Below are 25,596 nucleotides of genomic sequence, written 5' to 3' on the forward strand. Positions count from 1 at the left end.
GAAGAGTTATGTGGCTCATTGCATTTTTAGGACTGGGAATTTTTCTGCTATCCATTTTTCTCATAAAAAAAGTCATAAAATTTTGCAATAAATATTCGCTTTACGATTCTGTAAGTGCAAGAAAAATCCATTCTGGAAATATTCCTCGGCTTGGGGGAATTGCAATCTTTGTTTCCTTTATATCTGGCTGTGTCGTTTATTTTTTGATAACAGATTCGGCAATTCTATTCACAAAAATTCCGCTTTTAATAAGCTGTTCTATAATCTTTGCAGTTGGCATTTTAGATGACCTTTTTGATTTAAAAGCATACACAAAACTTCTTGCACAATTAGTTGCAACAGGAATTGTCGTATTTTTTGGATACAGATTTCAGTCAATTTTTGGAGTTTCGCTAAATACTTCTATTTTTGGCAGGATTTTTTCCAGTATTTTCACGTATCTTTGGGTTGTCGGAATAATAAACTCCTACAACTTGATTGACGGATTGGATGGTCTCTGTTCAACTTTAGCTTTGTCTGTTCTTATAACTGTTGCACTCATTTATTCCCAGATAAACACGACAGAAGCGATACTATGCATATTCTTGTGTGCTGGCATTTTGGGATTTTTGGTATTCAATTTCCCTCCGGCAAAAATTTTTATGGGCGATAACGGAAGTCAGTTTCTTGGATTTATGATTGCAATCCTTCCGCTCTATGTAACTCAGGTTAAAAACACGAGTTTTGAATTCAATAAGGTTTTGGTCTGCATTGTTTTATCTGCAATTCCAATGACGGATACTATCGCTTCTATTTGGCGAAGAATACGAGATAAAAGACCGATAATGAGTCCAGACAAAGCGCATCTTCATCATAAACTTTTAAATATTGGACTTTCTAAAAATCAAGTTTTGCTGGTTGTTGACCTTGTGCAGATTGTGATATGCGTAACGGTGCTTTTTGCTGTTCGGTTGAATAGAAATTTTGCAACTATCGTTTTGGCTGTTTTGTATCTTATTTTGGCTTCGCTTTTTGCATTTATTCATTTTAAAAACAGAAGCGTTTTAAAATTTAAAAAACAAAGTTTAACTGATAATCAGTAAACTTCGCAGCTAAAAATTTTTATCATTTAACTTCTGCAATTTTTTTCGTATTTTCTCTCAGATATTTTTTTAGTAAAAAATAATTTGCAACTTAGTTGCAAAAATATTGACAGTTTTTTTTCTCTTCTGTATTATTCAAATCTCAAATTGCAACATGGTTGCATAAATATCGTTTTCCGTTTGGCCAACAAAATCACAGATTTTCGGAAAATTTTTGTATCTTTTGGAGAAAAAAAATGACTTATGTAAAAAAAATTTTTGCAGGATTTATGATTATCGCTTTTGCATCGATTTGTGTTTTTGCCGGGAGCAAATCTGCAAGGTTAAAAAAAGAAATAATCGTTGCAAGTTATGGCACTTCCTACAATCCAAGCAGAACAATCACCATTGGTGGAATTGAAAGCGCCTTTGCCGAGCGATTCCCAGATTATACGATTCAACGAGTTTTTACTTCTGATATGATAAGCGAGTCTTTGGAAAGGAGTGAAGGGATAAAAACTCTTAACATACAAGAAGCGTTGGAACAGGCGATTTATGATGGAATAAAAGAAGTTGTGATTCAGCCAACTTTTGTTCTTAACGGAAAAGAGCTTAGAGATTTTTTTAAAATTGCAAAATCTTACGAGAAAAAATTTAAAAAAATGACTTTTTCATCGCCTCTTATAAATGATGAAGACGATATGAAAAAAGTTGCGGATATTTTTGTTCAGAGAACGAAAGAATTTGACGACGGAAAAACTGCAATCTGCATTATGGGGCACGGCAATTCTTCTAAATCAAATAAGATGTACAAGCAGATGGAAGATTTTCTTCAGGATTCTGGAAAAAGCGCTTATTTTGTTGGAACCGTTCACGATGAACAAAGCACTCAAAGGATAATCAGCATTCTAAAGAAAAACGAAAAATATACAAACGTTGTTTTAATCCCAATGATGATTACCGCAGGCGAGCATATCATTGGCGATATGGCAGGCGACGGCGACGATTCCTGGAAGTCTATATTTTCAAAAGCAGGGTATGGCGTTACTTGTATCTTCGAAGGCATGGGACAGTATTATGAAATTCAACAGATGTTTATAGAACATGCAAAAGATGCAATCTTTTCTTCTGCTAGCGAAATTACATTGCAAATGTAATTAAAAGGATTAAAGCGATGAATAAAAAAATCTGCAGTATTATTTTTCTAATACTTTCCTTTTGTGCATTCAGCGGTTTTTCGCAACTCTACAGCCAGGAAGATGTGATTGTTGTAAGTGGTTCAAAAATTGAACAAAAAATAGAGTCCGCTTCTGAAAAAGTAAGCGTAGTTTCGGGCGAAGACCTTGAAAAACAAGGGGCAAAAACTGTTAGCGAAGCTTTATGCTCAATTCCTGGAGTTAGCGTAACAAGAGCGGCTTTAAAAAACGGTTCGGCTTCGGTTATGATGCAGGGTTTTGAAGGTCAGTATGTAAAAGTCTTAATCGACGGAGTTGCACTTTCTGGCGAAAAAGGTGGCTCAGTTTATCTTGAAAGGCTTCCACTTGAAAGCGTTGACCACATAGAAGTTGTGCAAGGCTCGTCGTCTGCTCTTTTTGGAAGCGATGCGATGGGCGGTGTCATAAACATAATCACAAAAAAGCAAAAAACTTCTGAAAAAAAACTCAAACTGGGCGGTCATTTATCTCAGGATTTTGCAAGTTCACTCCAAAGCAAAACAGGTCTTGGGTTTAATGTTGCAGCAGGAAATTTCTACGCTTGTGTAAATGGCTCTTTTGATTTTGCAAAAGGAAAAACTGAAAAAACTAAGGTCGGAAGTTTTGGCTATGTGGACGAAACAAAAACACCACGCTCCCATCTTGGATTTGCAGATTTTAGGCTTGGTTGGACAGACTCTACATGGAAAATTGCCTTTGACGGTTTTTTTAGCGACTACGAAAGAAAAACTACAATTACAGGCATTTCAAGAGGAAATGCATTTGCTTCAAATAACGATTATTCAGAACGAAGAATGCAGGGCACTTTGAGTGGCGAAAAAGATTTTTTTGATAGCCTTTCGATGAAAGGATTTTTTAGTGCAAAGCGCTATAATGCCAGTTTGGATGAAGAAAAAATCTTTAGTTCAACTCCTGCTTCAAATGCAAATACTTTAGCAAATGAATTTGAAAGTGAAATTCAGCTTTCATGGCTTACAAATTCATTTAATACTGCAATTTTAGGGGCATCTGGAAAATTTGAAACAGAAGAGAGCATTTCTTTTAAAGGAACTAAAATGCAGGCGTTACTTAGCGTTTTTGCGCAGGATTCATTTGATTTTTCTGCTGGAGATGAAAAATTAGTTTTTGTTGTTGGCGGACGCATTGACATTCAGCCAGCAATTAAAGATTCGAGTTCACTCTTTCAGTTTACGCCAAAGGCAAGCATAAAATTTTCGCCATTCGATTCAACTACGCTTAGATTTTCGTACGGAATGGGATACAAAATCCCGACTCTAAGTCAAAAATACTATGTAAAATATCATTCTCATGGAAGTTCGCATTTTTATATTTTTGGAAACAAAGATTTAAAGCCTGAAACTTCGCACGGTTTTAATATGACGCTTGATCAAAAAATCGGCTCTAATTTAAAGCTTAGCGCAGGGGGATTTTTCAATATTCACAAAGATATGATTGACACTCACAAGGTTGGAGCAAACTACACTTATGAAAATCTTGACAAGGCGATAACCTATGGTGGAACTTTCGCTTTTGCTGGAAAATTTGACAGGTTTGATTTTAACGCTGGTTATGCGTATACAAAAGCAAAAATTTGGGATTCGGATTCTTATAAAAATCTGGCACTTAGAACTCCGCATCGAATTTATTCAAATGCGTATTATTTAATTCCGTTTGTAGAAACGAGGTTTGGACTTGAAGGCGAGTGGAATGCCCCAGAGTTTACCTCGAATAAATCTGATGAATTATCTCCAGACTTGCTGATTTTAAATGCATCGGTTGCGAAATTTTTTAATGATAAAAAAATTGAACTTTATGTTCGTGCAGAAAACTTTTTGAACAACGCTCACTTTTTAAAAGGAAGCGATGGTAAAAATCAAAAAGAATACTACAAACTTCATGATGGTTTTGTATTAAGATTTGGGGCAAAGTTGATTTTTTAGCAATTTTCTATTTGTTGAATTTTATTAAAAAAAAGGCGGACATTTATTTTTTTGTCCGCCGTTTTTTGTTTATGTTTATGCCTTTTTTAGATGCATCTTACAGAGGAATATTTCCGTGTTTTTTGCAAACCCTGTCGGAAGTTGTTTTTCCTTCCAAAAGTGCAAGGCTTTCTACAATGCGCTTTCTTGTTTCATTAGGTTCAATAACCGCACTTATGTAGTCTCGCTGTGCTGCAATTTTTGGAGTCATAAAGGTTTGTCTGTATTCAAGCCCTTTTTGCTCTACCAAAGAGTTGTTTGCAGGATCTTTCATCTCTTTTGCGTACAAAATTCCGATTGCACCTTCTGCACCCATTACCGCAATTTCAGCCTTTGGCCAAGCATATACAAAATCTGCACCCAAATGTTTTGAACACATTGCGATGTATGCACCGCCGTATGCTTTTCTTGTAATTATTGTAACTTTAGGAACGCTTGCCTCTGAATATGCGTACAAAATTTTTGCTCCGTGGCGGATTATTCCCTTTTGTTCTTCTTGTGGACCTGGAATGAAGCCTGGAACATCAACAAAGTTTACAAGCGGAATATCGTATGCATCGCAATAACGAACATGACGAGCAATCTTATCCGAAGCGTCGCAGTTTAAAACCCCACCAAAATTGCTTGGATTATTTGCAATAATTCCAACTGTCTTGCCTTCTATTTTTGCAAAACCAACTACTGCGTTGCCTGCAAATTCCGCCATAGATTCAAAGAAACTTCCGTCATCTACAACTCTGTTTATAACTTCGCGGATATCGTATCCCTTTGTGTTTGATTCTGGAAGAATGGAAAGTAACTCATCTGATTTTTTTGCTGTGTATTTGAAATCAACTTTTGTACCAAATAAAGCTTTCTTTTCTTTTGAATAAAAAGGTGTAGAGTCTCCGTAGTGATGAGGAATGTAGTCGAGCAATTTTCTAACTTTTTCGATACAGTCGGCTTCTGTTTCACAACGGTAATGTGCAACTCCAGATTTTTGTGAGTGAATCGCTGCTCCTCCCAAATCTTCTGAAGTTATATCCATGAACATAACCTGTTTTACAACTTTTGGTCCTGTTATATACATTTCTGAAATTTTATCTACTGTAAAGATAAAATCTGTAAGTCCTGGTGAATAAACTGCACCGCCTGCACAAGGTCCTGCAATTACAGAAATTTGAGGAATCACACCACTTACTCTTACGTTCTGATAAAAGATGTCGCCGTATCCGCAAAGTGCATCAACACCTTCTTGAATTCTTGCTCCACCAGAATCGTTTAGACCGATTACAGGGCAACGAACTTCAATAGCCTTTGCTATGAGTTCTGCAATTTTTTGTCCGTGATCTTTACCCAAAGACCCGCCCTGTACAGTAAAATCTTGAGCATAAACCGCCACTTTTCTTCCGTTGATTTTTCCAAATCCTGTGATTACGCCATCGTAAGGAATAGTTTTTTTGTCCATTCCAAAATTTGTACACTGATGCTGAGCGTCCGCATAGATTTCCATAAAACTGTCTTTATCGCAAAGGAGATTTATTCTTTCGATTGCATGAAATTTTCCTTTTGCGTGTTGCTTTTCAATATTGTATTCAAAAGCCATCTTTTTGCCTCACTGATTTGTTTGTTGAGATTGAGAATAGGCATTTTATGGCAAAGTGTCAATATGACAAAAAACAAAAAAATGTCATTCAAAAAAATTATTCGTTTAAAAAATCCTTTGCGGCGCTGTTATTGTAATTTTTTATCATCGCTTGTGCGCCGCTTTTTAGTTCATCTTCACGAGGAACAAACGAATATTTGTCTTTTAATACAACTGTAGCTTTTTTTATGTTTCCACCGTTTTCTTCAAGCAGTTGGATATAATCTTCTTTGTATTTTTTTGCACTGTAAGAAAGATTTTTTGAACTTCCTTTTATAGAACGCACAATCCATCTATTTCCATTCCATTTTAGAGTTACATTTTCCACTGCCGAATTTACTGCTATAACCGCTTGTCCGTCGTTATGCACGAGATTGTATTCAACTTTATGTACGATTTCGTCGCCTTTTTTTAACAGTTTCCCATTTTCTTGTGTTATTGGAAGGGCTTTGTCCATTCTGCGTGGAGGATCAAAATTTGGAGTGTATTCTATTCCATCGATTTTTAAATCTGTAACACCATACTGCCAAAAATCTGTTTTTCCTTTAAAAAATAGCCACTCGGCAGGTGTTAAAGTTCCATCTTTTTCGTTCATAATAAGGCGCTGTCTGTTTGTAACAAAAAATCCTGCAACGTTTTGAATTAGGGATTTTGCCTCTTTTCCTTTTGCGATTTCCTTAATTATCGTAACATCTGCTTTATTGATTCCTGTAAAAAGGGTTTGCACAGTTTGAATCGAATTAAGCCCTGTGCTTGTTACTAGCATTCGGTTTGTTTTTGCAAAACTAAAAATTGCATACGAAGCGACCATTATTGCAATCGCCGTCGCTTTTATCTTCGTGGAATTTCGTGAATAAAATCGTTTTATACAAAGAGTGTTTTTTTGTTTTTTTAAGAACTTTTGTCGTAACAGCAAAAATTCTTTTTTTGGAATTTTATTTTTATCGCTTTGATTGTAAAAATAATCTTCGATTTTTTCTATGTCGAAATCTTGGGCGGCTTTTAAAAGCAAAGTTCTTTGTAATTCTTCTTTTTTGTTAATGAATCGCTTTTCACCTAGTGGGATTCGTCTTTTGTATTTTAAAGAAAGCGCTGCGTTTACAAAGGCTGCAATATTTTTGTCTATGCCGTTCGTTTCGTATTCCAGCGGAACAAAATTGCCGTCCGTAAAATCCGCCTGCCTTTTTTCTAGATTCTCTTGCGTAAATGGATATTTTCCAGAAATCGCCTTGTAAGCGATAACGCCTCGAGTAAAAAGTGCAGATTCAAAGTTTTCCAGCGCTTTGTTTTTAAAAATTCCTTGGAGTCGAGGATAATCAGAAGAAAATTGGGTGCATCTGTCAAAAAGATTTCCCGGGAGGACGAGTATTTTAAAACTTTTGTCGTTTTGTATTTTTGAAACAAAAATGCCAGCCGCTCCAGGAATATTTGTGTTTTTTTCTGGGGAAGCATCATCAAAAATCCCATTTTTTATCAGGTGCGATAAAACTTTTAGTACATTTACCAAAATATACGAAAAATCATCAGTCGAAAAATCAGCTTTTTTGTTTTCTAAAATATCCGATAAGGAAGTTGAAGCAAAACCATTTCCTTCAAAAAAAACAATTCCATTGTTAAAAACCTTTGTGCCGTCAAATTTCCAATCTTCATATTCTATGCTTGAATCGACATTTACGTTTGCGATTAAGCCTTTTTCGCTCATTATCCTTATGAAATCTGTTTTAGCGAATGAATTTTCATTTAAAAAACTGGAAAGAAAAATTTTCCCATCATTTATAACAGCATATCCGTTTTCCATTCCCATAATTTATTTACAAAAAAAAATAAAAACAAGAAAAATCATTGTATAATTTTAAGTTATGAAAGTTTTAACAAAGAAAATCCTTCAAAGTCTTGTTTTCAAAATCGTCTTTTTTGCCTTCGTTCTTTGCGCTTTAGGAAGCGGCTCATACATCTTAAAGAAAAAATTGACCGCAATTTCAATTCACAGCAATCGTTCATTGATTTCTGGCGAACTAAAAAATTGTCAGGAACTTTCTACTTTAAAATACGGGTATTCAGAAATCGTAAGCATAAAAAAGACTCGCATCGCAGGTCTTGCAAAATCGTTTAGCATAGTTCGTTATAGCGCAGTTATAAGGGTTGGAATAATAGATTTTGGCAAAGCGACTATAGAAGTTAGCGCTACAAAGAAAAAAGTTTATGTAAAGCTTCCCGTTTGCGAAATTTTAAGCAACGAAATTACAGATATGGAAGTTTTTGACGAAGCTAGGAGCGTCTTTGTTCCCATCGCAACTCAAGAAATATTTGACCTCATAAAAGAAAGCCAAGCAGAAAAACAGCAGTCTCTAATAGAAGCGGGGATAATAAAAGAAGCGCAGGAAAGGAGTGTAAACCTTACAAAAAGCATCCTCTCTGCGCTTGGTTTTTCAGATATTCGCGTTGAATGATATTTTATTTTGTTGAATTGTTTGCAAAATACTTTTCGTAAGCTTCTGCCATCTTTTGCTCTGTGTAAGCTGCAGAAGAAGTCCTATTAAAAGAATTTGCTTTTTTTGTAAGTTCTGTTACAAAAGTGCTCTTTGGAAGATACATCAAAACATAAATTGTCTTATCATTTGCTTTGAACATATCAACCTGTTCAGAACCGTTCAAAATCGCTTCTGTAGTTAAAGCCGCATTTTCAGAAAGTGCAGCAAGTGCCTGTCTGTCATCGTCTGCACCTTGGTCATCAATCAAAGTTTGAGTAATTCCCTTTACCTGAACTTCTACAGATTGTGCAAGTTCAAGGCGAGCCTGAGCTTTTGCCATTTTTTGCGAATTGATGTCGTTAGAAAGTTTTCCTGCGCCAACCGCATATATTCCAGTAGAATCTTTTTTTCCTTCGTAAACCCAAGTTGGAATTCCCTCTTTTTCTGCCTGAGTTGCAGCCGCAGTAGGTTTTGAACCGCAACTAAAAAATGCAAACAAGGCAAAAACAGAAAGCGTTGCCATTAAAATCTTTTTCATAAAATCCTCCGTACTAATTTCAGATTTATTTGTTGCGATTATAGCACTTGTGTAAATGTTTGTCAGATAAAAAGTTTTTGTTTCGTTTTTTACTTTTAAGAATTCGGGCGACTTTTGCTTACGCAAAACCAGGCTATCCGCACTTGCGCTTTCGCTCCATTCGACGCAACCGCTAAAGCGTCTGCTTACGAACGCCTGCGGCGGTGCTCCTATCCTTGTCGCTCGTCGCACAAGGATGTGCGACTTAAAAACAATGTTAGTATTTTTGAAAAAAATGTCCGTTTAATAAATACCCAGAGATTTTTATTAAAATCAATAATAACAAAAAATAATTTGTTATCTCTAATAAACCCACTTATACTCGAAATGGATACAAATCTTGGGTTTGCACCAAAAAAAGGAGGCTTTTTATGAAAAAAATACTCGGCATCGTAGGTTCGTTATTGATTCTTACAACGCTTTTTTCATGCAGCAAAAAAAATCAAAATGCTGGAGAGTTGGTTGTTTACGGTTCTTGCGAAGAAGAATATCTTGCAGCCGCTTGTGCAAAGTTTGAACAGCTCACAGGAGTAAAAACTTCTTATCAAAGGCTTTCCACTGGAGAAGTTTTAACCAAAATTGGCGAAGAAAACGGCAAACCTTCTGCAGACGTATGGTTTGGTGGAACTACAGACCCGTATAACGAAGCGGCAAGCAAAGGCTTATTTTTAAAGTATGCTGCAAAAAATGCAAAGCACCTTGTTGGCAGTCAATTCAAAGACCCAGACAATAACTGGTACGGAATATATCGTGGAATTTTGGGATTTTTCTGGAACAAAGAAGAAATGTCGCGTTTAAATCTTGAACCACCTCGCGACTGGGACGATTTAACAAATCCTAAATACAAGGGACTCATATCTTTTGCAAATCCTAATACTGCTGGAACTGGCAAACTTATTGTAAACACGATGGTTCAGATGAAAGGCGAAAAACCTGCTATGGAATATTTTGCAAAGGTTGATAAAAACATCGCTCAGTACACAAAATCAGGTTCAGGACCTTCTAAACTTGTTCCAAAGGGAGAAGTTGTAATTGGAATCGGATTTTTGCACGATGTTGTATACCAAATTGTAGACAACGGTTACAACAACATAGAGATGACCGCTCCTGCTTCTGGCACTTCTTACGAAATTGGAGCAACAGCAATCTTTAAAGGTGCAAAGAACGAAGAAAATGCAAAAAAATGGATTGAATTCGCTCTTTCTCCAGACTGTGTAGACTTGGCACAAGAAAACGGCTCTTATCAGTTTCTCGTAATAGACAATGCAAAACCTGTTGAAATTGCAGTAAAGGCTGGTTTAGATAAGATTGAAACTATAAATTACAACTTTACAGATGCAAAAACCAACGGTCCAAAATACTATGCAGAATTCTTTGAAGTTATTGCAAACGATGACCGCGTAAAAACAAAGTAAATTGTATTAAATAAATTTTGTGTCTGGCATTCATCATTGGTGAATGTCGGACATATCATTTTTCATCCTGAAGCGAACAAGGAAAGAGTTAGAAAATTTATGCTTCTTGGAGAATCCTAAATGACAAATCAGGGAAAATATTTAGATAGAAAAAAACTTTTGGCGGATCCAATAATGGTTGTGGCAATCGTAGGAATTTTTGTGTTCCTGATGTTGTTTATACTTTATCCGCTTGCAATTCTTTTAACCGACAGCGTAGTTGTAGAAGTTGAAAACGAAAAAGTTATTGGAATTGGAAATTTTATAAGAATTTTCAAGATGACGGCTTTTAGAAAGGCGATTTCCAACACGCTTTGGCTTGGACTTGTTTCTGGAATCGGTGCAACAACTATAGGATTTTTGTTTGCATACGTAGATTCTTACGTCAATACGGGCTCAAAACTCGTAACAAAACTCTTTAAAATAGTTTCAATTCTGCCTGTTGTTTCTCCGCCTTTTGTGCTTTCGCTTTCTGCAATTTTTTTGTTTGGAAGAACAGGTTTAGTAACCCGCAACATTTTAAATTTGAATGAAAGCCATCTTTACGGCTGGCGAGGAATTGCACTCGTTCAGATTTTGACCTTTTTTCCTGTCTGCTACCTCATGCTAAAAGGGCTTTTAAAAAATGTTGATCCGTCGCTGGAAGAAGCCGCTCGCAATATGGGCGCAAGCAGATTAAAGGTTTTTACGAGCGTAACTCTGCCGCTTTTGCTTCCGGGGCTTGGAAACGCATTTTTGGTTTCTTTTATTGAATCTGTTGCAGATTTTGCAAATCCTATGATTATAGGTGGAAACTTTGACACCTTAGCCACATCTATCTACCTTCAACTTACAGGTGCTTACGACAAATCTGGAGCAACCGCAATGGCAGTTGTTCTGCTTTTTATCTCGATGGGACTCTTTATTGTAGAAAAATATTGGCTCGAAAGAAAATCCGTTGCAACGCTAACAGGAAAAGCGAGCAGAGTCCGCGAATTGATGACAGACCGCAGCGTAAGGTTGCCACTTGTAACAATTTGTTCATTGATTGCAATTTTTGTTCTTATAATGTACGCGCTTGTTCCGCTTGGCTCTCTTTTTAAACTTTGGGGCAGAGACTACAGCCTTTCTTTAAAATGGTACGAATATGTATTTAAAAACCGTGGATATAGGGTTTTTACGGATTCCATGTTTTTGTCATTTATTGCATCTCCTATAACCGCTTTTCTTTCTATGATGATTGCATATCTTGTTGTAAAGCGAAAATTTGCAGGTAAAGCGATTATGGAATTTGTTGCGATGCTTGCAATGGCAGTTCCTGGAACTGTTTTGGGGGTCGGTTTTATACGCGGTTTTAATTCTGGACTTTTTCATACAGGGCTTATGCAAGGTCTTTATGGAACGGGAACAATTCTCGTAATCGTTTTTATCGTGCGTTCGCTACCGATTGGAACTCGCTCTGGAATTGCAGCGCTAAGGCAAATTGACCGCTCTATAGAAGAAGCCGCCTACGATATGGGGGCAGATTCTGCTAGAGTTTTTGCAACCGTAACATTGCCGCTCATAAAAGAATCTTTTATTTCTGGACTTGTAACAACTTTTGTGCGCTCCATTACTGCGATTTCTGCAATAATTTTATTGGTAACTCCAAGGTATCTTTTAATAACCGTGCGTATAAACGAATTTGCAGAAAAAGGCGGATACGGAGTTGCCTGTGCCTATGCGACAATTTTGATAATAATAACCTATGGTGCAATAACTATTATGAATTTTCTTCTATCGAGAGTTGCTGATAATAGAATGTCAAAAAAAGAAAACTAAAAAAGGAAATTTACTTATGGAAAACAAAAACTCAAAAGGCGTTCGCCTTCAAAACATAACAAAAATCTATCAGGATCCAAAAACAAAAAAGGATTTTAACGCTGTAGACGATGTAACTCTGGATATAAAACCAGGAAGTTTTGTAACTTTGCTTGGACCTTCTGGCTGCGGAAAGACCACCACTTTGCGCATGATAGCAGGTTTTGAAAGTCCAGACCGAGGCGAAATTTTCCTTGGAGAAAAATCTATAAATGCGCTTGCACCCAACAAACGCGATACAGCGATGGTTTTTCAAAGTTATGCGCTTTTGCCACATTACAACGTGTTTGACAACATTGCCTACGGCCTAAAAATAAGAAAACTTCCAAAGGACGAAATTAAAAAACGAGTTTCGGATATGATAAATCTAGTTGAATTGGAAGGCAAAGAAGAGAGAATGAGCAACCAGCTTTCTGGGGGACAACAGCAGAGAGTTGCCCTTGCACGTGCCTTGGTTATGCAGCCAGGTGTTTTGCTTTTTGACGAGCCGCTTTCCAACCTCGATGCAAAACTTAGAGTTATGATGCGAACCGAAATCCGAAAGATTCAGCAAAAATTGGGAATAACTGCAATCTATGTAACTCATGACCAAAGCGAAGCGATGAGCCTTTCCGACGAAATAATCCTTATGAATAAAGGAAAAATCGCACAAAAGGGAACGCCACAAGAAATATACTATAAGCCAGAAAGCCGTTTTGTTGCGGATTTTATTGGCGAAGTAAATTTTTTAACCTGCAAGGTTTTAAATTGTAAGGGCGAAGATGTAGATGTAGAAATTGCAGGCAAAACTTTAAAAGCTAGCAGCAACGGAAAACTTGCTGTAGGAAGCAACTGTAACATCGTTTTACGACCAGAAAACGCAAAACTTTGCGAAAGCGGGTTGTTTGAATGTCGCGTTGTGATGAGCGTTTTTATGGGAGCGTACCAGTATTATGAAGTTGAGTTTGAAGGCGAAATTTTAAAAATTCACGATTATAACCCACGAGGACACAAAATATTCAACGCTGGCGACAAGGCTTTTTTGGATTTTGAAGGTTCAAGCTTACACACATTGTAAGCGGTGCGGTAATACTCTTATTGACAAAAATGCTTAGCCCCGATCGCACGGAAAGACCGCAGCCACAATCTGTGGCGAGGACTTGCAGTAAGAGCGGGTGATGTGCGGTGTTGCGCTCCTGTTTTTTTTGTGAATTGAATATCGATTTTTTTTTCATTATAATATTCGCTCGTATTTAACTTGTATTTTGAGGAATAAAAATGAAAGCGATTGAACTTGAAAAGGCTTACAACCCTAAAGATTTTGAAGATAGAATTTACTCTGAATGGAATGAAAAGGGCTATTTTAAGCCAACTAGCGACGAAGATTCTCCTGTTCATTCAAGGAAGATGTTGAATATCAAGTATACGGTCGTTATTCCTCCTCCAAATGTTACTGGCGTTTTGCACATGGGGCACGGTCTTAACAATACTTTGCAAGATGTTGTTGTTCGCTACCACAGGATGAAGGGTGATGATACTCTTTGGGTTCCAGGAACGGATCACGCAGGAATTGCAACTCAAAATGTTGTTGAAAAACAGTTAAAAGCGGAAGGCAAATCCAGAAATGATTTGGGACGCGATGCATTTATTGAACGCACCTGGCAAGTAACACGCAATCACCACGATATCATCGTAAATCAGCAGAAAAAACTTGGAAACTCTGTTGACTGGAGTCGTGAACGCTTTACTTATGACGAAGGACTTTCTGAAGCGGTTAAAGATGTTTTTGTAACCTTGTATGAGCGCGGTCTTATGTACAAGGGGCAGTATCTTGTAAACTGGTGCCCTAGATGCGGAACTGCTCTGGCAGATGATGAAGTTGAACACGAAGATTCGCCTGGTGCTATGTATCATATTTTTTATGAATATGCAGATGGCTCTGGTAAGATTGAAGTTGCAACTACGCGCCCAGAAACTTTTTTTGGTGATACCGCAGTTGCCGTAAATCCAGAAGATGAGAGATACAAATCTTTAATTGGTAAAAAACTGAAGCTTCCTATAATCGAAAAAGAAATTCCTATCATTGCAGATTCTTATGTAGACAAAGAATTTGGAACCGGTATGGTAAAAATTACTCCAGCGCACGACCCTAACGACTGGGATGTAGGAAAACGGCACAACCTTGAAGTTATAAATCTTTTAAATCCTAACGGAACTCTAAACGAAAACGTGCCAGAAAAATATCGTGGACTTAAACCTGAACAAGCTCGAAAACTCGTTGTTGAAGATCTTATTCAGATTGGTGCTTTTAATGGCGAAGAAAAGATAACCCATTCCGTTGGGCATTGCTATCGCTGTAAGGCGATTGTCGAACCGTATCTTTCGTATCAGTGGTTTGTAAAGATGAAGCCTTTGGCAGAAAAAGCGTTAAAGGCTTGGCGAGACGGAGAAATTGTTTTCTTTCCTAAAAAATGGGAAAACACATATACGCACTGGCTTGAAAATATCCGCGACTGGTGTGTTAGCCGCCAAATTTGGTGGGGACACAGAATTCCAGTTTGGTATTGCGATTGTGGCGAAACTATTGTAAGCAGGACGACTCCTCAAAAATGCTCAAAATGTGGCTGCGATGCTTCGCATTTAAAACAAGACCCTGATGTTTTAGACACTTGGTTTTCTTCATGGCTTTGGCCGTTTTCTACTTTAGGCTGGCCAAAAGATACGCAGGATTTTAAGAGATTTTATCCTACAACCGCTTTGGTTACCGCTTACGATATAATATTTTTCTGGGTTTCTAGGATGATAATGGCAGGACTTGAGTTTACAGGCGAAGTTCCGTTCCATGACATTTACATTCACGGTCTGGTGCGCGACAAGCAGGGCAGAAAGATGTCCAAGTCGCTTGGCAACGGTATTGACCCTCTTGAAATTATAGACCAGTACGGTGCAGACGCTCTTAAATTTACTTTGACTTATCTTTGCGCACAAGGACAGGATATTTTAATCGACAGCGATTCTTTTAAATTTGGTTCAAAATTTTGCAACAAGGTTTGGAATGCAAGCCGATATATTCTTGGAAATTTGGAAGGAAGAAATTTGGTCAGCGTAAAGGACGAAGATTTATCTGAACTTGATTGCTGGATTTTTACAAGGTTAAACAATGCAACAAAAATCGTGCGCGAAGCTCTCGATTCCTACAGATATAACGATGCTGCAAGTGCGGTTTATGAATACTTTTGGAACAATTTCTGCGACTGGTATGTTGAAGCGACAAAACTCGTATTCTGGCACGGAAGCGATGAGGCAAAAGACAGACAGGTTTCTATAATGCTTTCTGTATTGGAAGAGTCATTAAGGCTCTTGCATCCTTTTATTCCGTTTGTTACAGAAGAGATTTATCAGAAACTTCCTCTTAACGAGATTGTAAAAAACAGGCAGGCAGCAGGAAATCAAAAAATCCTTTCAAATTCAGCATATTCTTCTATGCTCATAACCGCTCCGTATCTTGATTTTGTTGAAGAAAGGGAAAATTCAAAAATCTCTTTGCGCTTTGAAACTTTGCAGGATTTGATAAGAAATGTGCGTGGTCTTAGAAACGAATGTGGCGTAAATCCTGCGGACAAAATAAATCTTGCAATCTTAGTTGAAAAAGGAAGTTCCGCGGAAGTGTGCCGCGAAAAAGTTGAAGAAATCTGTCTTTTAGCTGGACTTTCTAAGGTTGAATTTATTGAAGAAAAACCACAAAAAGCGATTGGAACAGTTGGCAGTGGCTACGAGGCTTTTATCCTTTTGGATGAAAATATAAACAAGGAACAACTTTTAAAGCACTTTAACAAAGACTTGCAAAAGGAAAAAGCGGATGCTCAAAAAATTGAGTTTAAGTTGAACGGAAAGTTTGCTCAGCATGCACCTCAAGATGTTGTTCAATCAGAACGCGATAATTTAGAAGCGATAAAACGAAAAATAGAAAAACTTGCTTCTTATATTGCATCTTTAGATTAAAGCCGATAATAGAACAAGACTCTTTTAGGAGGGCAGAATATGGCAAGCAGATACGCGATGAAAACCGAAAAACCTGAAAAAATGGGCAATAAAGAGGCTCAGCAATTAAAAAATATCGTGCTGGCGCCTTATATGCAGTTGGCAACAGGTCTTATAGGAAAAGCTCGACATGCTGGCGGAAATATGTTTCGACACCAGATGGACACGCTTGCCATCTTGATTGACTACGGTTATATCGATTCTGTTCTTTTAAAAGCGAGCGTAGTACATGATACAGTAGAAGATATTCCCGACTTTGACAAAAATCTTATCATAAAAGCAGATGAAGAAGGAAATGAGGTTTTGACTTTGGTCTTAGAAGTTACAAGGCGCGAGGATGAAACAAAAAAGCAGTTTCTTCAGCGAATCTTAGATAACGGAAGTCAAAAGGCAAAAATTTTAAAATGTGCAGATAGAATTTCCAATATGATTTCGTTGGGATATGTTACAGATCCAAATTTTATAGAACGATATTGCGATGAAACTGAATTTTTTCTTTTGCCAATGGCCTTGGAAATCGATTTTAACATGTACCACGAGTTGATAAATCTTATAATGACACGACGCAGATACCTTGAAGACGGCGGATATTTTGACAATCGTCACAAGGCTACGAGCAGTCCAGACTCTACAAAATAACTTTTTCGGAAATTGGCATTCTTTAGCATTTAATAATTTTTTTTTGCTCTAGTTAATTTTTCATGTTAGAATTGGAAAATATTTTAAAGGAAAGTTTATGCCACATTACACTTTTGTTAATCTCCCAAAAAATTTACCGTTGTTGATAAAACTCCGGTCAGAAGAAGTTCCACAAATTACGTTGCAGGCGTCTAAAAATGCGGATGGAATTTTTGAATACTTTTCTTATTCTTCTGTCTATAGCGATGTTTTATCCCTTGCCTGGCAGTTTAAAAAACTCGGAATAAAAAAAGGTGAAAATGTTGCCTTCATATCCGACAACTGCCGTGAATGGCTTTTAACGGATTATGCACTTTTGAGTCTTGGTGCTGTAGATGTTCCACGAGGCTGCGATTCAATGGGAAATGAAATTCGCTTTATAATTTCGTTTGCCGATTGCAAATTTGGTGTTTTTGAAAACCAAGCACAAGTTGAAAAAGTATTGCAAAAAATCGAAGAAGTTCCTCTTTTAAAGACAGTAATCGTGTTTAGAAAGATGAATGAAAAAGTCGAAGAACTTGTAAAAGATGCAGGTTTAAAACTTATTTATTTTGATCAACTACTAGAGACAGCTCGCAACGAATTTAATGGCGAAAAAGAAAAAATCACAAAAGAAATAGAAGATGGAATGCAAAACATTCAAAGCGACGATAACGCGACAATAATCTTTACTTCCGGAACAACAGGAACGCCAAAAGGTGTTATGCTCACTCACGGTAATTATATGAGCCAGCTTTCTGTAATTCACAACTTTTTGCCTGCTCGTGCAGGAGATATGTGGCTTTCGGTTCTTCCTGTATGGCACAGTTTTGAGCGTCTTATTCAATATGTTGCACCTGTGCTAAAAAATGGACTTGCTTATTCAAAACCTGTTGGTCAGATTTTGCTTTCAGATATGGCAGTTATAAAACCTACTTGGATGTGCGGAGTTCCTAGACTTTGGGAAGCGCTTGCAAAAGGCGTAAAAAAAGCAGTTCAAAAAAAAGGTGGACTTTCTCTAAAACTGTTTAACTTTTTTGTTAAAATCGGCGGACTTTACGCAGATCAAAAAGACAAGGTTTTGGGACACGTTTGCAGGATAAAAAAACGCAATAAGGCTTTTGACTTTGTCTGCGGTCTTATTCCTTTTTGCCTTTTGTTTCCTCTAAAAAAACTTGGCGATGTTTTGGTATTTTCAAAACTCAGGCAGAAATTTGGAGGAAAACTTTCTGTCGCTATAAGCGGCGGCGGAGCTTTGCAAAAGGATATCGATGACTTTTATAGGGCTGTTGGCTTAAACCTCTTGGAAGGCTACGGTCTTACAGAAACTTGCCCTGTAATATCGTTTAGAAATCCAAAGGAGCCTCGTCCTGGCTGTGTTGGTGCGATATTTCCAACGATGGAAGTAAAAATTCTAAAAGAAGAGCACGGTGTTGTAATTGATGAAAAGCCACTTCTTCCTGGGGAGTGTGGATTGATTTTTGTCCGCTCAAAACAGGTGATGAAAGGTTATTACAAGCGACCTGATTTAACGGAAAAAGTGATAGATAAAAACGGTTGGTTTAACACAGGCGATTTGGGAATTCGCACTTGGGATGAAGAATTAAAGATAACTGGTAGAGCAAAGGATACGATTGTATTGCTCGATGGTGAAAATATTGAACCTGCCGTTATAGAAGCAGAGCTTTTGACCAGCGATTTTATTGAAAGCGTAATGGTTACGGGGCAGGATAAAAAGTATCTTGGTGCTTTAATCGTTCCTTATAAAGATGCAGTTGAAAATTTTGCAAAAGAAGAGAGGATAGAATGCCCATCTTATGAGGCTCTTCTAAAAAATCCTAAAATTACAAAACTGTTTGAAGAAATTGTCAGCAATTCTATAAGTCATTCGCGAGGTTTTAGAATTTGCGAGAAGATTTATAAGATTGCTCTTTTGCCAAAGAGTTTTGAAGTTGGAATTGAATTGAGCGCAAAACAGGAAATGATGCGCTACAAGATTGAAGAAATCTATGCTGATATAATAAAAGGGCTTTTTGAATAATATTTTTTTTATAGACTATTTATAAAAAACTCATTATTTTAATGGTAGTAATTTTTTATTTTATATAGGAGAAATAAAACATGGCAGTAAAAGTTGCTATTAACGGTTTTGGTCGCATCGGACGTCTTGCATTCCGTCAGATGTTTTCTGCAGATGGTTATGAAGTAGTTGCAATCAACGATTTGACAAAACCTTCTATGCTTGCTCACCTTCTTAAGTATGATACAGCACAGGGTGGATATGCAGGAAAATTTGGTGAAAATCTTCACACAGTTTCTGCTGATGATGAAAAAGGAACAATCACAGTTGATGGAAAAGTTCTTAAAATTTATGCAGAAAAAGATGCAGCAAATTGTCCTTGGAAAGAACTCAAAGTTGACGTTGTACTCGAATGTACTGGTTTTTATACTTCAAAAGAAAAGTCTCAGGCTCATATAAATGCTGGTGCTCGCAAAGTTGTAATTTCTGCACCTGCTGGAAATGACCTTCCAACTATCGTTTATAATGTAAACCACAAGACCCTTACAAAAAATGATAACATCATTTCTGCTGCTTCTTGTACAACAAACTGTCTTGCTCCTATGGCAAAAGCATTGAACGATTTTGCTCCAATTCAGAGTGGAATTATGTCTACAATCCATGCTTACACTGGCGACCAGATGATTTTGGACGGTCCACACCGTAAGGGAGATTTGCGCCGTGCTCGTGCAGGTGCTGCAAACATCGTTCCTAACTCAACAGGAGCTGCAAAGGCTATTGGTCTTGTAATTCCAGAATTGAACGGAAAACTTATTGGTTCTGCTCAGCGTGTCCCAACACCAACTGGCTCTACAACAATGTTGTTTGCTGTAATTAAGACAAACAAAGAAGTTACAAAAGATGCAATCAATGCAGCAATGAAAGCTCAGGTTACAGAATCTTTTGGATATACAGAAGATGAAATCGTTTCTTCTGATGTAATCGGAATGCGCTTTGGTTCTCTCTTTGACGCAACTCAGACAATGGTTTCTAAGATAGGCGATGACCTCTATCAAGTTGAAGTTGTTTCTTGGTACGACAATGAAAACTCATACACTTCGCAGATGGTACGCACTATAAAATACTTCTCTGAAAACTGCTAAGGTTAGTTTTAAGACAAAAGGCTTTCATCAATAAAGGTGAAAGCCTTTTTTTTATACGTTTTCATTTTATAAGTTGTATTTTGCACCTGCGTTTTTGATTAATATGATAGGGTATAGTTGTTTTAGAAAACTTTCGATGTCTTTTTATAAGTCGCACTTCCGTATGCGACAAGAAACAGGGTCTACTTGTAGCCCCGCATCTTGCCTGCGAGCTTACAGCGACAGGGATAGTGGTTAAAGAAAAACCTCCGTGTTTTTCTTTAACAGACAGTTTTTGCAAAACTGTCGACATTGCTTGTAGGTCGCACTTCCGTGTGCGACACGCGACAGGGATAGGAGAGGCGCGGAGCGTTGGCGTAGCCAATGGAGCGGTAGCGGAACCTCGGATAGCCCGGTTTTTGCAGAACGAAGTGGAGCAAAAAGTCGCCCTTATAAATCAGCAAAAATTATAAAGTTATTTTGTTTATACGCTTTCTTCTTTTTCGTTTAGCTGATACCAGTCGATTTTTCTTGTGATGAACATCAGCAACACTGTAACGATGAACAAACCTATGCTTCCGATTAAAAGCGCATAGTCTTCAGCCTGCAAGGTTCCGTACAAAAATATGTAAGACACTAATTGGATTCCGCTTAAGAGCGCGCCCCATTTGATGTTCTTGAAAATCGCACTTGCGTAAAATAAGGTTGCTAAGCACACGCTTACGGAGCAAATTAAATATGCAAGGTCGAAAAGTATGTGTTCGGAAATTGAAAGCAGCAAAAGATAGAATATGACATCCGCCAAACCGATTAAGCAATATTGCACTGGATGAATTTTTTTGTTTGAGAAAATTTCAGATATCAAGAGTGCTATAAATGGAATTATCAAAAACAAGAGCGAATATTTTACGCTCCGCTCTGTTTTTTTATACGCATCAACTGGCGTAATAAAAGAAACATTTATCGCTTCTGGGGAAAATTCTGTTTCTGACTTCCAACTTTTTGAATAGACTGTGCTTAAACCTGCAATATTCCACAAGGCAGAAAATCCGTTTTCCGAAAGTTGTCTTTGGTTTGGGAGCCACCCTCCAGAAAAGCTTGGAGAAGGCCAGTTAGATTTTATGTTTATCGTGTTATCGGAAGCGATTGGTGTGATTTTTAGATTTTCGCCACCTTGAAAATCTATTATACCTGTAAGATTTACTTTTGACGATAAAACATCTTCTGCAAGGTTGTAATAAACGGAATTTGTAAACGGAGAAATTGAATCGTATTTTATAGGCGAAATTTTCAATTCAGATTTTGCGATGTTCAATTTTGGCTGCGAAGTTAGGGTCTTTGTGTTTGATAATCCAAAAATCAAAACAGATTCGTTTTTTAGAATACTTTTTGCAGGGATATCAAAATACGAAAAGTCAAAATCTGCAAATTCTGCTTTAAGATTTAACTGTCCATTAAATACGGGAACTTTAAAAATTCCGCGCGTTAAATAATACGGATTAACTTGGATGTCGAGATTGTAAGTATCTGGCGCAAAGATGATGTATTTTGTTTCGCTTTCTGTGCGCTTAATTCCGTTTGAGTCTGTCGTTTCGTGATAACTTTTGTAAGGAACGGCAATGACAACGCCTTCAATCTGCGATTCGCCACCAAGAGGTTCTGTAATAGAGTCGACTGCTTCGTCTTGATAGGTTTTTCTGTCGTAAATTAAATTTTTGATGAGCGAAATTGGAACTAAAAATAGCAATACCAAAACAAAAATCAACATAATTTTGAGCGATGATTTTGAAACTTGTAATTTTTTCATTTTGTCTCCTAAAAAATTAAGTAAAAGAAGCGGACAATAAAAGGCGGTTCTTTTTACTGTGTTTTGTAACGCAGAAAAACAGCCTTACACAAGAAAGTTTGCAATAAAAAAGGCAAAATTTCAACTTGGATTTTGCATGGGGGATTGTTTGAAATTTTCAGTTGGCTTTAACATTTGTTTTGGATAGCAGGCAAACTGCAACGAGTAGGGGATAACAAAATCGTTTTTTTATTTTTATGATATGGGCGGCTTTTTGTTGCATTTCACTTCGTTTCATTTCACAAAAACCGTGCTTTCCGGAGTTGCGCTGTCGCTCCATTGGCTACGCCAACGCCTTTGGCGCTCCTGCAATCACTGCCGCAATGTTTGTAAGTCGCACGTCCATGTGCGACAAAAGCGACAAGGATTAGTTTCAAGAAAAACGTCCGTGTTTTTCTTGAATAGACAGTTTTTTGCAAAACTGTCTGCAATGGTTCTAGGTCGCACGTCCATGTACGACAACGATTGGAGGGGCGGCGAAGCCGTCGACCGCAGGAGCAACGCGACGAGGACGATGAGCGTTAGCGAACCCCGCAAAGCGTGTTTTTTGCACAACGCAAGTGGAGCAAAAAGTCGCCCTGATAAAAAAAATTAGTTTTTTTTATCAGTTGACATCTGTTTTTTTATATAGAAAATATTGGCGAGGTATGCATTAAAATGAGACGAAAAGAGCGCGAAGTTACTGATATCGCTGAGATTAAGGATGTCTTGGACAGGTGTTTTGCTGTTCATCTTGGTATTGTAGATGAGAAAAGAGTTTATGTTGTTCCCGTCAATTTTGGGTATGAAGAAATTGAAGGTAAGTATGTTTTTTATTTTCATGGAGCGAAGGCGGGGCGGAAATATGAACTTTTAAAAAATGGGGCGAATATCGGTTTTGAAAGCTGTGTTGATGAAAAACTTATGACGGCAGATTCTGCCTGTGGTTATTCCGCTTTTTATTCGAGCGTTATTGGCGAAGGTTATGCGAGTGAAATTTTGCAGACTGAAGAAAAAAAGAAAGCGCTGAATAAGATTATGTTTAAGTCTACTGGCAATGACGACTGGAACTTTCCTTCTATTATGCTTTTAAAAGTTGCGGTTTTTAAAATTGAGGTTTCGTCTCTTTCGTGTAAAAAGCACAGGCAATAAAAAATCCCAGCGTGGTAATTTTAACCGTGCTAGGATTTTTCATTCTGTTAAATTATAAAATGTAAAAAACGATAGAAAGGACTACAGTGCAAAACGATATGTTGCGCCCAAACTGAACATAAATACAGATTTATTCAATTTGAGTGAAGAATATTCTTCTTCAAAATATTTTGCGTACATTCCGCCAACTGTTATTTTTAAATCGTCGATAGGTGTAACTTCAACTCCTAAGCCTACGTTTACGCAGTTTAAAACTGGAGAGAAAGGATTGTTTGCTTTGTCGTTGTGTCCCTGTTTGCTGTACATAACGCCGGTAGAAGCGAGAACTGTTTTTGTGATTGTGTAATCTACGCCACCGCCCCATTCCCAAGTGTTGTTGTAGTCTGAATTTGTAGTTGAAAGTGCACTTCCAATGTTTGCCTGTTTATTAAAGTAATAGTTGAATGAAGTATTGATATACAAGGGTTTTGAAATTAGATAGCCAACGCCAGCGTTGATTTCTGCTGGCATGTCGCTGTCGAATTTCTTACCTTCTGTAATTCCAAGACCTGTAATCAAGTTTCCATCTGTGGAGTTAATCTTAACTTTCATCTTTGTTATTGTTTTATATTGAAGAGCAACATCTAGACCTTCGATTGGTTTTGCATGAACTCCAAATACTCCTCCAATTCCAAAACCAGAAGCTTTGTAGCCAGTTTCTCCAGAGGAGCCGTTTACAGTAGACCACGCTGCTGCCGAAGAAGAAAGCGACATTCTCTGGTTTGCCTGCAAAAGTCTTACTGCCGCAGAAAAAGCAAACATGTCGTTTAATTTGTAAGACGCACCAATGTTTTCTCCGTAAGTTACTGAGTAAACTTTAAGGTCATGAGCATTTGCAATTGATGCTGCTATTGCGTTTGCTGTTGCTGCCGGTTGACCTGCTGCAATCAATTTTGCTGAGATTCCGCTATAAAGCAAAGGTTTTGTTACTGCTGTTCCGTCTTTATATTCAAGGGACCCGCCACCGCCTGCAACTTGGAATGTTGCAAAAAAGCCGAATGGACCGTGTTTGTAAACTGCTTCCACATTTGGATAGAGAAATACATTTTCTTTGTCTTCAAATTTAGCACCGTTAGCAATAAGAGGAGTTGTACCACCGTTGTAATTATGCCAGTAATTTTTAAATACAAACTGGTTTCCAACTTCGAGGTAAAGTCCGTCTGTCATAAAACCAGTTCCTGCTATGTTGTAAAGTGCAGCTTCTGGTCTTACAGATTCTGTATTGCGGCTAGGATTTCTTAAATATCCTGAACTAAGGTTTGTTTTGCTGTCTATACCTCCAGCAAAAACAATTCCTGCAAAAACTGCAGAGAAAATTGCGGATGCAAAAATCTTTTTCATAATTTGTTCTCCTAACAAAGTTTGAAACTAAAACTTCCAAAATCGACGATGGTCTTTTTTTTTAAGTTCTTAATTTTTTATCAAACTTGTTTAAAATATTAAAATGACATTATTATAAAAAGTGTCATTTTGTAAAGCAATTTTATTGAATTTTTGCTCAGGTTGTCTAGTGTGGGAAAAATTTATAATTGATTATTTGTTGTTTTTTATTTTGATTGTAAATCGCACAAAAAATCGCAAAAGGTGCAGATGTCGTCGGTGCGTTTTTTGTCTGGCAAGAGAATTCCGTTTTTTTCGAATCGTTTTGCAGACTTTAATAAACCTTCGTCATAACAAAAGTGAATCATTCTATTTTCTTTTGATTTTTTCATTATGTCACAAAAACTGTCCGTTGCTATGTTTCCTATAAAAAGGGCTGGGTTTTCGTTTGCAAAACCGCAGCAGGGAGCAACGTTTCCGTCTGCATGAATGAATAAAATCTGTCCAGGTCCTTCGCAAAAGTCGTCGTGGAACCATTTTTTGCTCTGCCAACCGCGCAAATCTTTTCCTCTAAAAGATTGAGGAAGAATGTAAACTTCTGCACAAAAATCTTCTGCAAGGATATCGAGCTCTTTTTCAAGCTGTGCGGATTTTTCTTCTTTCAAAGTTGAATCTGCAACCGCCTGCACATTAAGCGATTCTTCTCCGAAAATCGAATTTACATGTTTTGCAAAAATTTTTATCCGTTCAAAATCTTGATTGTGAAACGAGTCGTAGCTCAAACCAATTTTTCCGTCGTAGCCAGAGTCGTATATTCGCTTTAATTTTGAATAGAGTTCTTCTTCTGTCTTCCACCAGTCGCCGTTCGTCATTATTTGGTCAAAGCAAAATTCCTCTTTAACTGCTTTTTGTATGAGTTTTAATAAAAAATCCTCATATAAAAATGGCTCTCCACCAGAAAAACCGATTTTATATATAGAAGTATTTTTGCAGGAATCCAAAAATTTGCTTGCAGTTTCTATATTCAATCTCTTGGGCGAGCGTTTTACAAAGCAGTGTGGGCAGTTGAGATTGCATTCTTGCGTTGTTGCAAAAATGATTTGCGTCGGTTCAAACATAAAAAGAATATAACATTAAACGACTTTTAATTCGAGATATGCGGGTTTTATCCAGAAGTTTACAAAGATGAACGATAAAAATCCGTCACAACTTTGCCTTCAAAA

18 protein-coding genes are annotated in these 25,596 nt (G+C 37.3%); 12 read left to right on the plus strand and 6 right to left on the minus strand.

Going from position 1 to position 25,596, the window contains the following annotated elements:
• Positions 1-8 precede the first annotated feature (8 nt).
• From FXX65_RS07470 to FXX65_RS07480, 3 genes are all read left to right on the plus strand, one after another.
• Complete coding sequence (locus FXX65_RS07470) at positions 9-1,082, plus strand: MraY family glycosyltransferase (RefSeq protein ID WP_147615748.1); 1,074 nt, start codon at positions 9-11, stop codon at positions 1,080-1,082.
• A 236-nt stretch (positions 1,083-1,318) separates the two neighbouring features.
• A complete protein-coding gene (locus FXX65_RS07475) occupies positions 1,319-2,218 on the plus strand; it encodes a sirohydrochlorin cobaltochelatase (protein WP_147615749.1) in 900 nt (299 codons plus the stop codon).
• A 17-nt stretch (positions 2,219-2,235) separates the two neighbouring features.
• Entirely contained in the window at positions 2,236-4,215 is a 1,980-nt protein-coding gene (locus FXX65_RS07480; protein WP_147615750.1) for a TonB-dependent receptor plug domain-containing protein, read from the plus strand.
• Positions 4,216-4,312: 97 nt separating this feature from the next.
• Here FXX65_RS07480 and FXX65_RS07485 read toward each other — a convergent pair whose 3' ends face one another.
• Together FXX65_RS07485 and FXX65_RS07490 are read right to left on the minus strand one after the other, a co-directional pair.
• A complete protein-coding gene (locus tag FXX65_RS07485) occupies positions 4,313-5,839 on the minus strand; it encodes an acyl-CoA carboxylase subunit beta (RefSeq protein ID WP_147615751.1) in 1,527 nt (508 codons plus the stop codon).
• 97 nt (positions 5,840-5,936) lie between these two features.
• The gene (locus FXX65_RS07490; RefSeq protein WP_147615752.1) at positions 5,937-7,676 is read right to left on the minus strand and encodes a hypothetical protein; all 1,740 of its coding nucleotides are present in this window, start codon (positions 7,674-7,676) and stop codon (positions 5,937-5,939) included.
• Positions 7,677-7,737: 61 nt separating this feature from the next.
• On the opposite strand from FXX65_RS07490, the gene FXX65_RS07495 reads away from it, so the two are divergent.
• Positions 7,738-8,328, plus strand: coding sequence for a DUF4230 domain-containing protein (locus tag FXX65_RS07495; RefSeq protein ID WP_147615753.1), 591 nt, complete (start codon positions 7,738-7,740; stop codon positions 8,326-8,328).
• Between the two features lie 4 nt (positions 8,329-8,332).
• Here the strand turns inward: FXX65_RS07495 and FXX65_RS07500 are convergent, their stop codons facing one another.
• Positions 8,333-8,887 carry an LPP20 family lipoprotein gene (locus FXX65_RS07500; RefSeq protein ID WP_147613888.1) on the minus strand — a complete coding sequence of 185 codons (555 nt, stop codon included), beginning with the start codon at positions 8,885-8,887 and terminating at the stop codon, positions 8,333-8,335.
• 410 nt (positions 8,888-9,297) lie between these two features.
• Between FXX65_RS07500 and FXX65_RS07505 the strand changes: the two genes are divergently transcribed.
• From FXX65_RS07505 to gap, 7 genes are all read left to right on the plus strand, one after another.
• Positions 9,298-10,341, plus strand: a complete 1,044-nt coding sequence (locus FXX65_RS07505; RefSeq protein ID WP_147613889.1) for an ABC transporter substrate-binding protein — start codon at positions 9,298-9,300, stop codon at positions 10,339-10,341.
• A gap of 120 nt (positions 10,342-10,461) precedes the next feature.
• Positions 10,462-12,180: an ABC transporter permease gene (locus FXX65_RS07510; RefSeq protein ID WP_147615754.1), complete on the plus strand. Its 1,719-nt coding sequence runs from the start codon at positions 10,462-10,464 to the stop codon at positions 12,178-12,180.
• A 16-nt stretch (positions 12,181-12,196) separates the two neighbouring features.
• A complete protein-coding gene (locus FXX65_RS07515; protein WP_147615755.1) occupies positions 12,197-13,276 on the plus strand; it encodes an ABC transporter ATP-binding protein in 1,080 nt (359 codons plus the stop codon).
• A 200-nt stretch (positions 13,277-13,476) separates the two neighbouring features.
• Complete coding sequence (locus FXX65_RS07520; RefSeq protein WP_147615756.1) at positions 13,477-16,200, plus strand: valine--tRNA ligase; 2,724 nt, start codon at positions 13,477-13,479, stop codon at positions 16,198-16,200.
• A 57-nt stretch (positions 16,201-16,257) separates the two neighbouring features.
• Entirely contained in the window at positions 16,258-16,878 is a 621-nt protein-coding gene (locus FXX65_RS07525; protein WP_187107448.1) for a hypothetical protein, read from the plus strand.
• A gap of 97 nt (positions 16,879-16,975) precedes the next feature.
• Positions 16,976-18,937, plus strand: coding sequence for an AMP-dependent synthetase/ligase (locus FXX65_RS07530; RefSeq protein WP_147615757.1), 1,962 nt, complete (start codon positions 16,976-16,978; stop codon positions 18,935-18,937).
• A gap of 80 nt (positions 18,938-19,017) precedes the next feature.
• Positions 19,018-20,058 carry a type I glyceraldehyde-3-phosphate dehydrogenase gene (gap, locus tag FXX65_RS07535; RefSeq protein ID WP_147613895.1) on the plus strand — a complete coding sequence of 347 codons (1,041 nt, stop codon included), beginning with the start codon at positions 19,018-19,020 and terminating at the stop codon, positions 20,056-20,058.
• Between the two features lie 463 nt (positions 20,059-20,521).
• On the opposite strand, the gene creD is transcribed toward gap, so the two are convergent.
• A complete protein-coding gene (gene creD, locus FXX65_RS07540) occupies positions 20,522-21,844 on the minus strand; it encodes a cell envelope integrity protein CreD (RefSeq protein WP_147615758.1) in 1,323 nt (440 codons plus the stop codon).
• 696 nt (positions 21,845-22,540) lie between these two features.
• Between creD and FXX65_RS07545 the strand changes: the two genes are divergently transcribed.
• Complete coding sequence (locus tag FXX65_RS07545; RefSeq protein WP_147615759.1) at positions 22,541-23,014, plus strand: pyridoxamine 5'-phosphate oxidase family protein; 474 nt, start codon at positions 22,541-22,543, stop codon at positions 23,012-23,014.
• An 81-nt stretch (positions 23,015-23,095) separates the two neighbouring features.
• On the opposite strand, the gene FXX65_RS07550 is transcribed toward FXX65_RS07545, so the two are convergent.
• Together FXX65_RS07550 and FXX65_RS07555 are read right to left on the minus strand one after the other, a co-directional pair.
• Positions 23,096-24,394, minus strand: a complete 1,299-nt coding sequence (locus tag FXX65_RS07550) for an OmpP1/FadL family transporter (RefSeq protein WP_147615760.1) — start codon at positions 24,392-24,394, stop codon at positions 23,096-23,098.
• A gap of 206 nt (positions 24,395-24,600) precedes the next feature.
• On the minus strand, positions 24,601-25,491 hold the full coding sequence (locus FXX65_RS07555) for a radical SAM protein (protein WP_147615761.1): 891 nt from the start codon (positions 25,489-25,491) through the stop codon (positions 24,601-24,603).
• Between the last annotated feature and the right edge of the window lie 105 nt (positions 25,492-25,596).

This window comes from Treponema pectinovorum, assembly GCF_900497595.1.
Lineage (GTDB): Bacteria > Spirochaetota > Spirochaetia > Treponematales > Treponemataceae > Treponema_D > Treponema_D pectinovorum.

Coding starts and splice junctions, on each gene's coding strand:
- FXX65_RS07470 (WP_147615748.1), top strand. CDS start 9: ATGTGGCTCATTGCATTTTTAGGACTGGGAATTTTTCTGCTATCCATT.
- FXX65_RS07475 (WP_147615749.1), top strand. CDS start 1,319: ATGACTTATGTAAAAAAAATTTTTGCAGGATTTATGATTATCGCTTTT.
- FXX65_RS07480 (WP_147615750.1), top strand. CDS start 2,236: ATGAATAAAAAAATCTGCAGTATTATTTTTCTAATACTTTCCTTTTGT.
- FXX65_RS07485 (WP_147615751.1), bottom strand. CDS start 5,839: ATGGCTTTTGAATACAATATTGAAAAGCAACACGCAAAAGGAAAATTT.
- FXX65_RS07490 (WP_147615752.1), bottom strand. CDS start 7,676: ATGGAAAACGGATATGCTGTTATAAATGATGGGAAAATTTTTCTTTCC.
- FXX65_RS07495 (WP_147615753.1), top strand. CDS start 7,738: ATGAAAGTTTTAACAAAGAAAATCCTTCAAAGTCTTGTTTTCAAAATC.
- FXX65_RS07500 (WP_147613888.1), bottom strand. CDS start 8,887: ATGAAAAAGATTTTAATGGCAACGCTTTCTGTTTTTGCCTTGTTTGCA.
- FXX65_RS07505 (WP_147613889.1), top strand. CDS start 9,298: ATGAAAAAAATACTCGGCATCGTAGGTTCGTTATTGATTCTTACAACG.
- FXX65_RS07510 (WP_147615754.1), top strand. CDS start 10,462: ATGACAAATCAGGGAAAATATTTAGATAGAAAAAAACTTTTGGCGGAT.
- FXX65_RS07515 (WP_147615755.1), top strand. CDS start 12,197: ATGGAAAACAAAAACTCAAAAGGCGTTCGCCTTCAAAACATAACAAAA.
- FXX65_RS07520 (WP_147615756.1), top strand. CDS start 13,477: ATGAAAGCGATTGAACTTGAAAAGGCTTACAACCCTAAAGATTTTGAA.
- FXX65_RS07525 (WP_187107448.1), top strand. CDS start 16,258: ATGAAAACCGAAAAACCTGAAAAAATGGGCAATAAAGAGGCTCAGCAA.
- FXX65_RS07530 (WP_147615757.1), top strand. CDS start 16,976: ATGCCACATTACACTTTTGTTAATCTCCCAAAAAATTTACCGTTGTTG.
- gap (WP_147613895.1), top strand. CDS start 19,018: ATGGCAGTAAAAGTTGCTATTAACGGTTTTGGTCGCATCGGACGTCTT.
- creD (WP_147615758.1), bottom strand. CDS start 21,844: ATGAAAAAATTACAAGTTTCAAAATCATCGCTCAAAATTATGTTGATT.
- FXX65_RS07545 (WP_147615759.1), top strand. CDS start 22,541: ATGAGACGAAAAGAGCGCGAAGTTACTGATATCGCTGAGATTAAGGAT.
- FXX65_RS07550 (WP_147615760.1), bottom strand. CDS start 24,394: ATGAAAAAGATTTTTGCATCCGCAATTTTCTCTGCAGTTTTTGCAGGA.
- FXX65_RS07555 (WP_147615761.1), bottom strand. CDS start 25,491: ATGTTTGAACCGACGCAAATCATTTTTGCAACAACGCAAGAATGCAAT.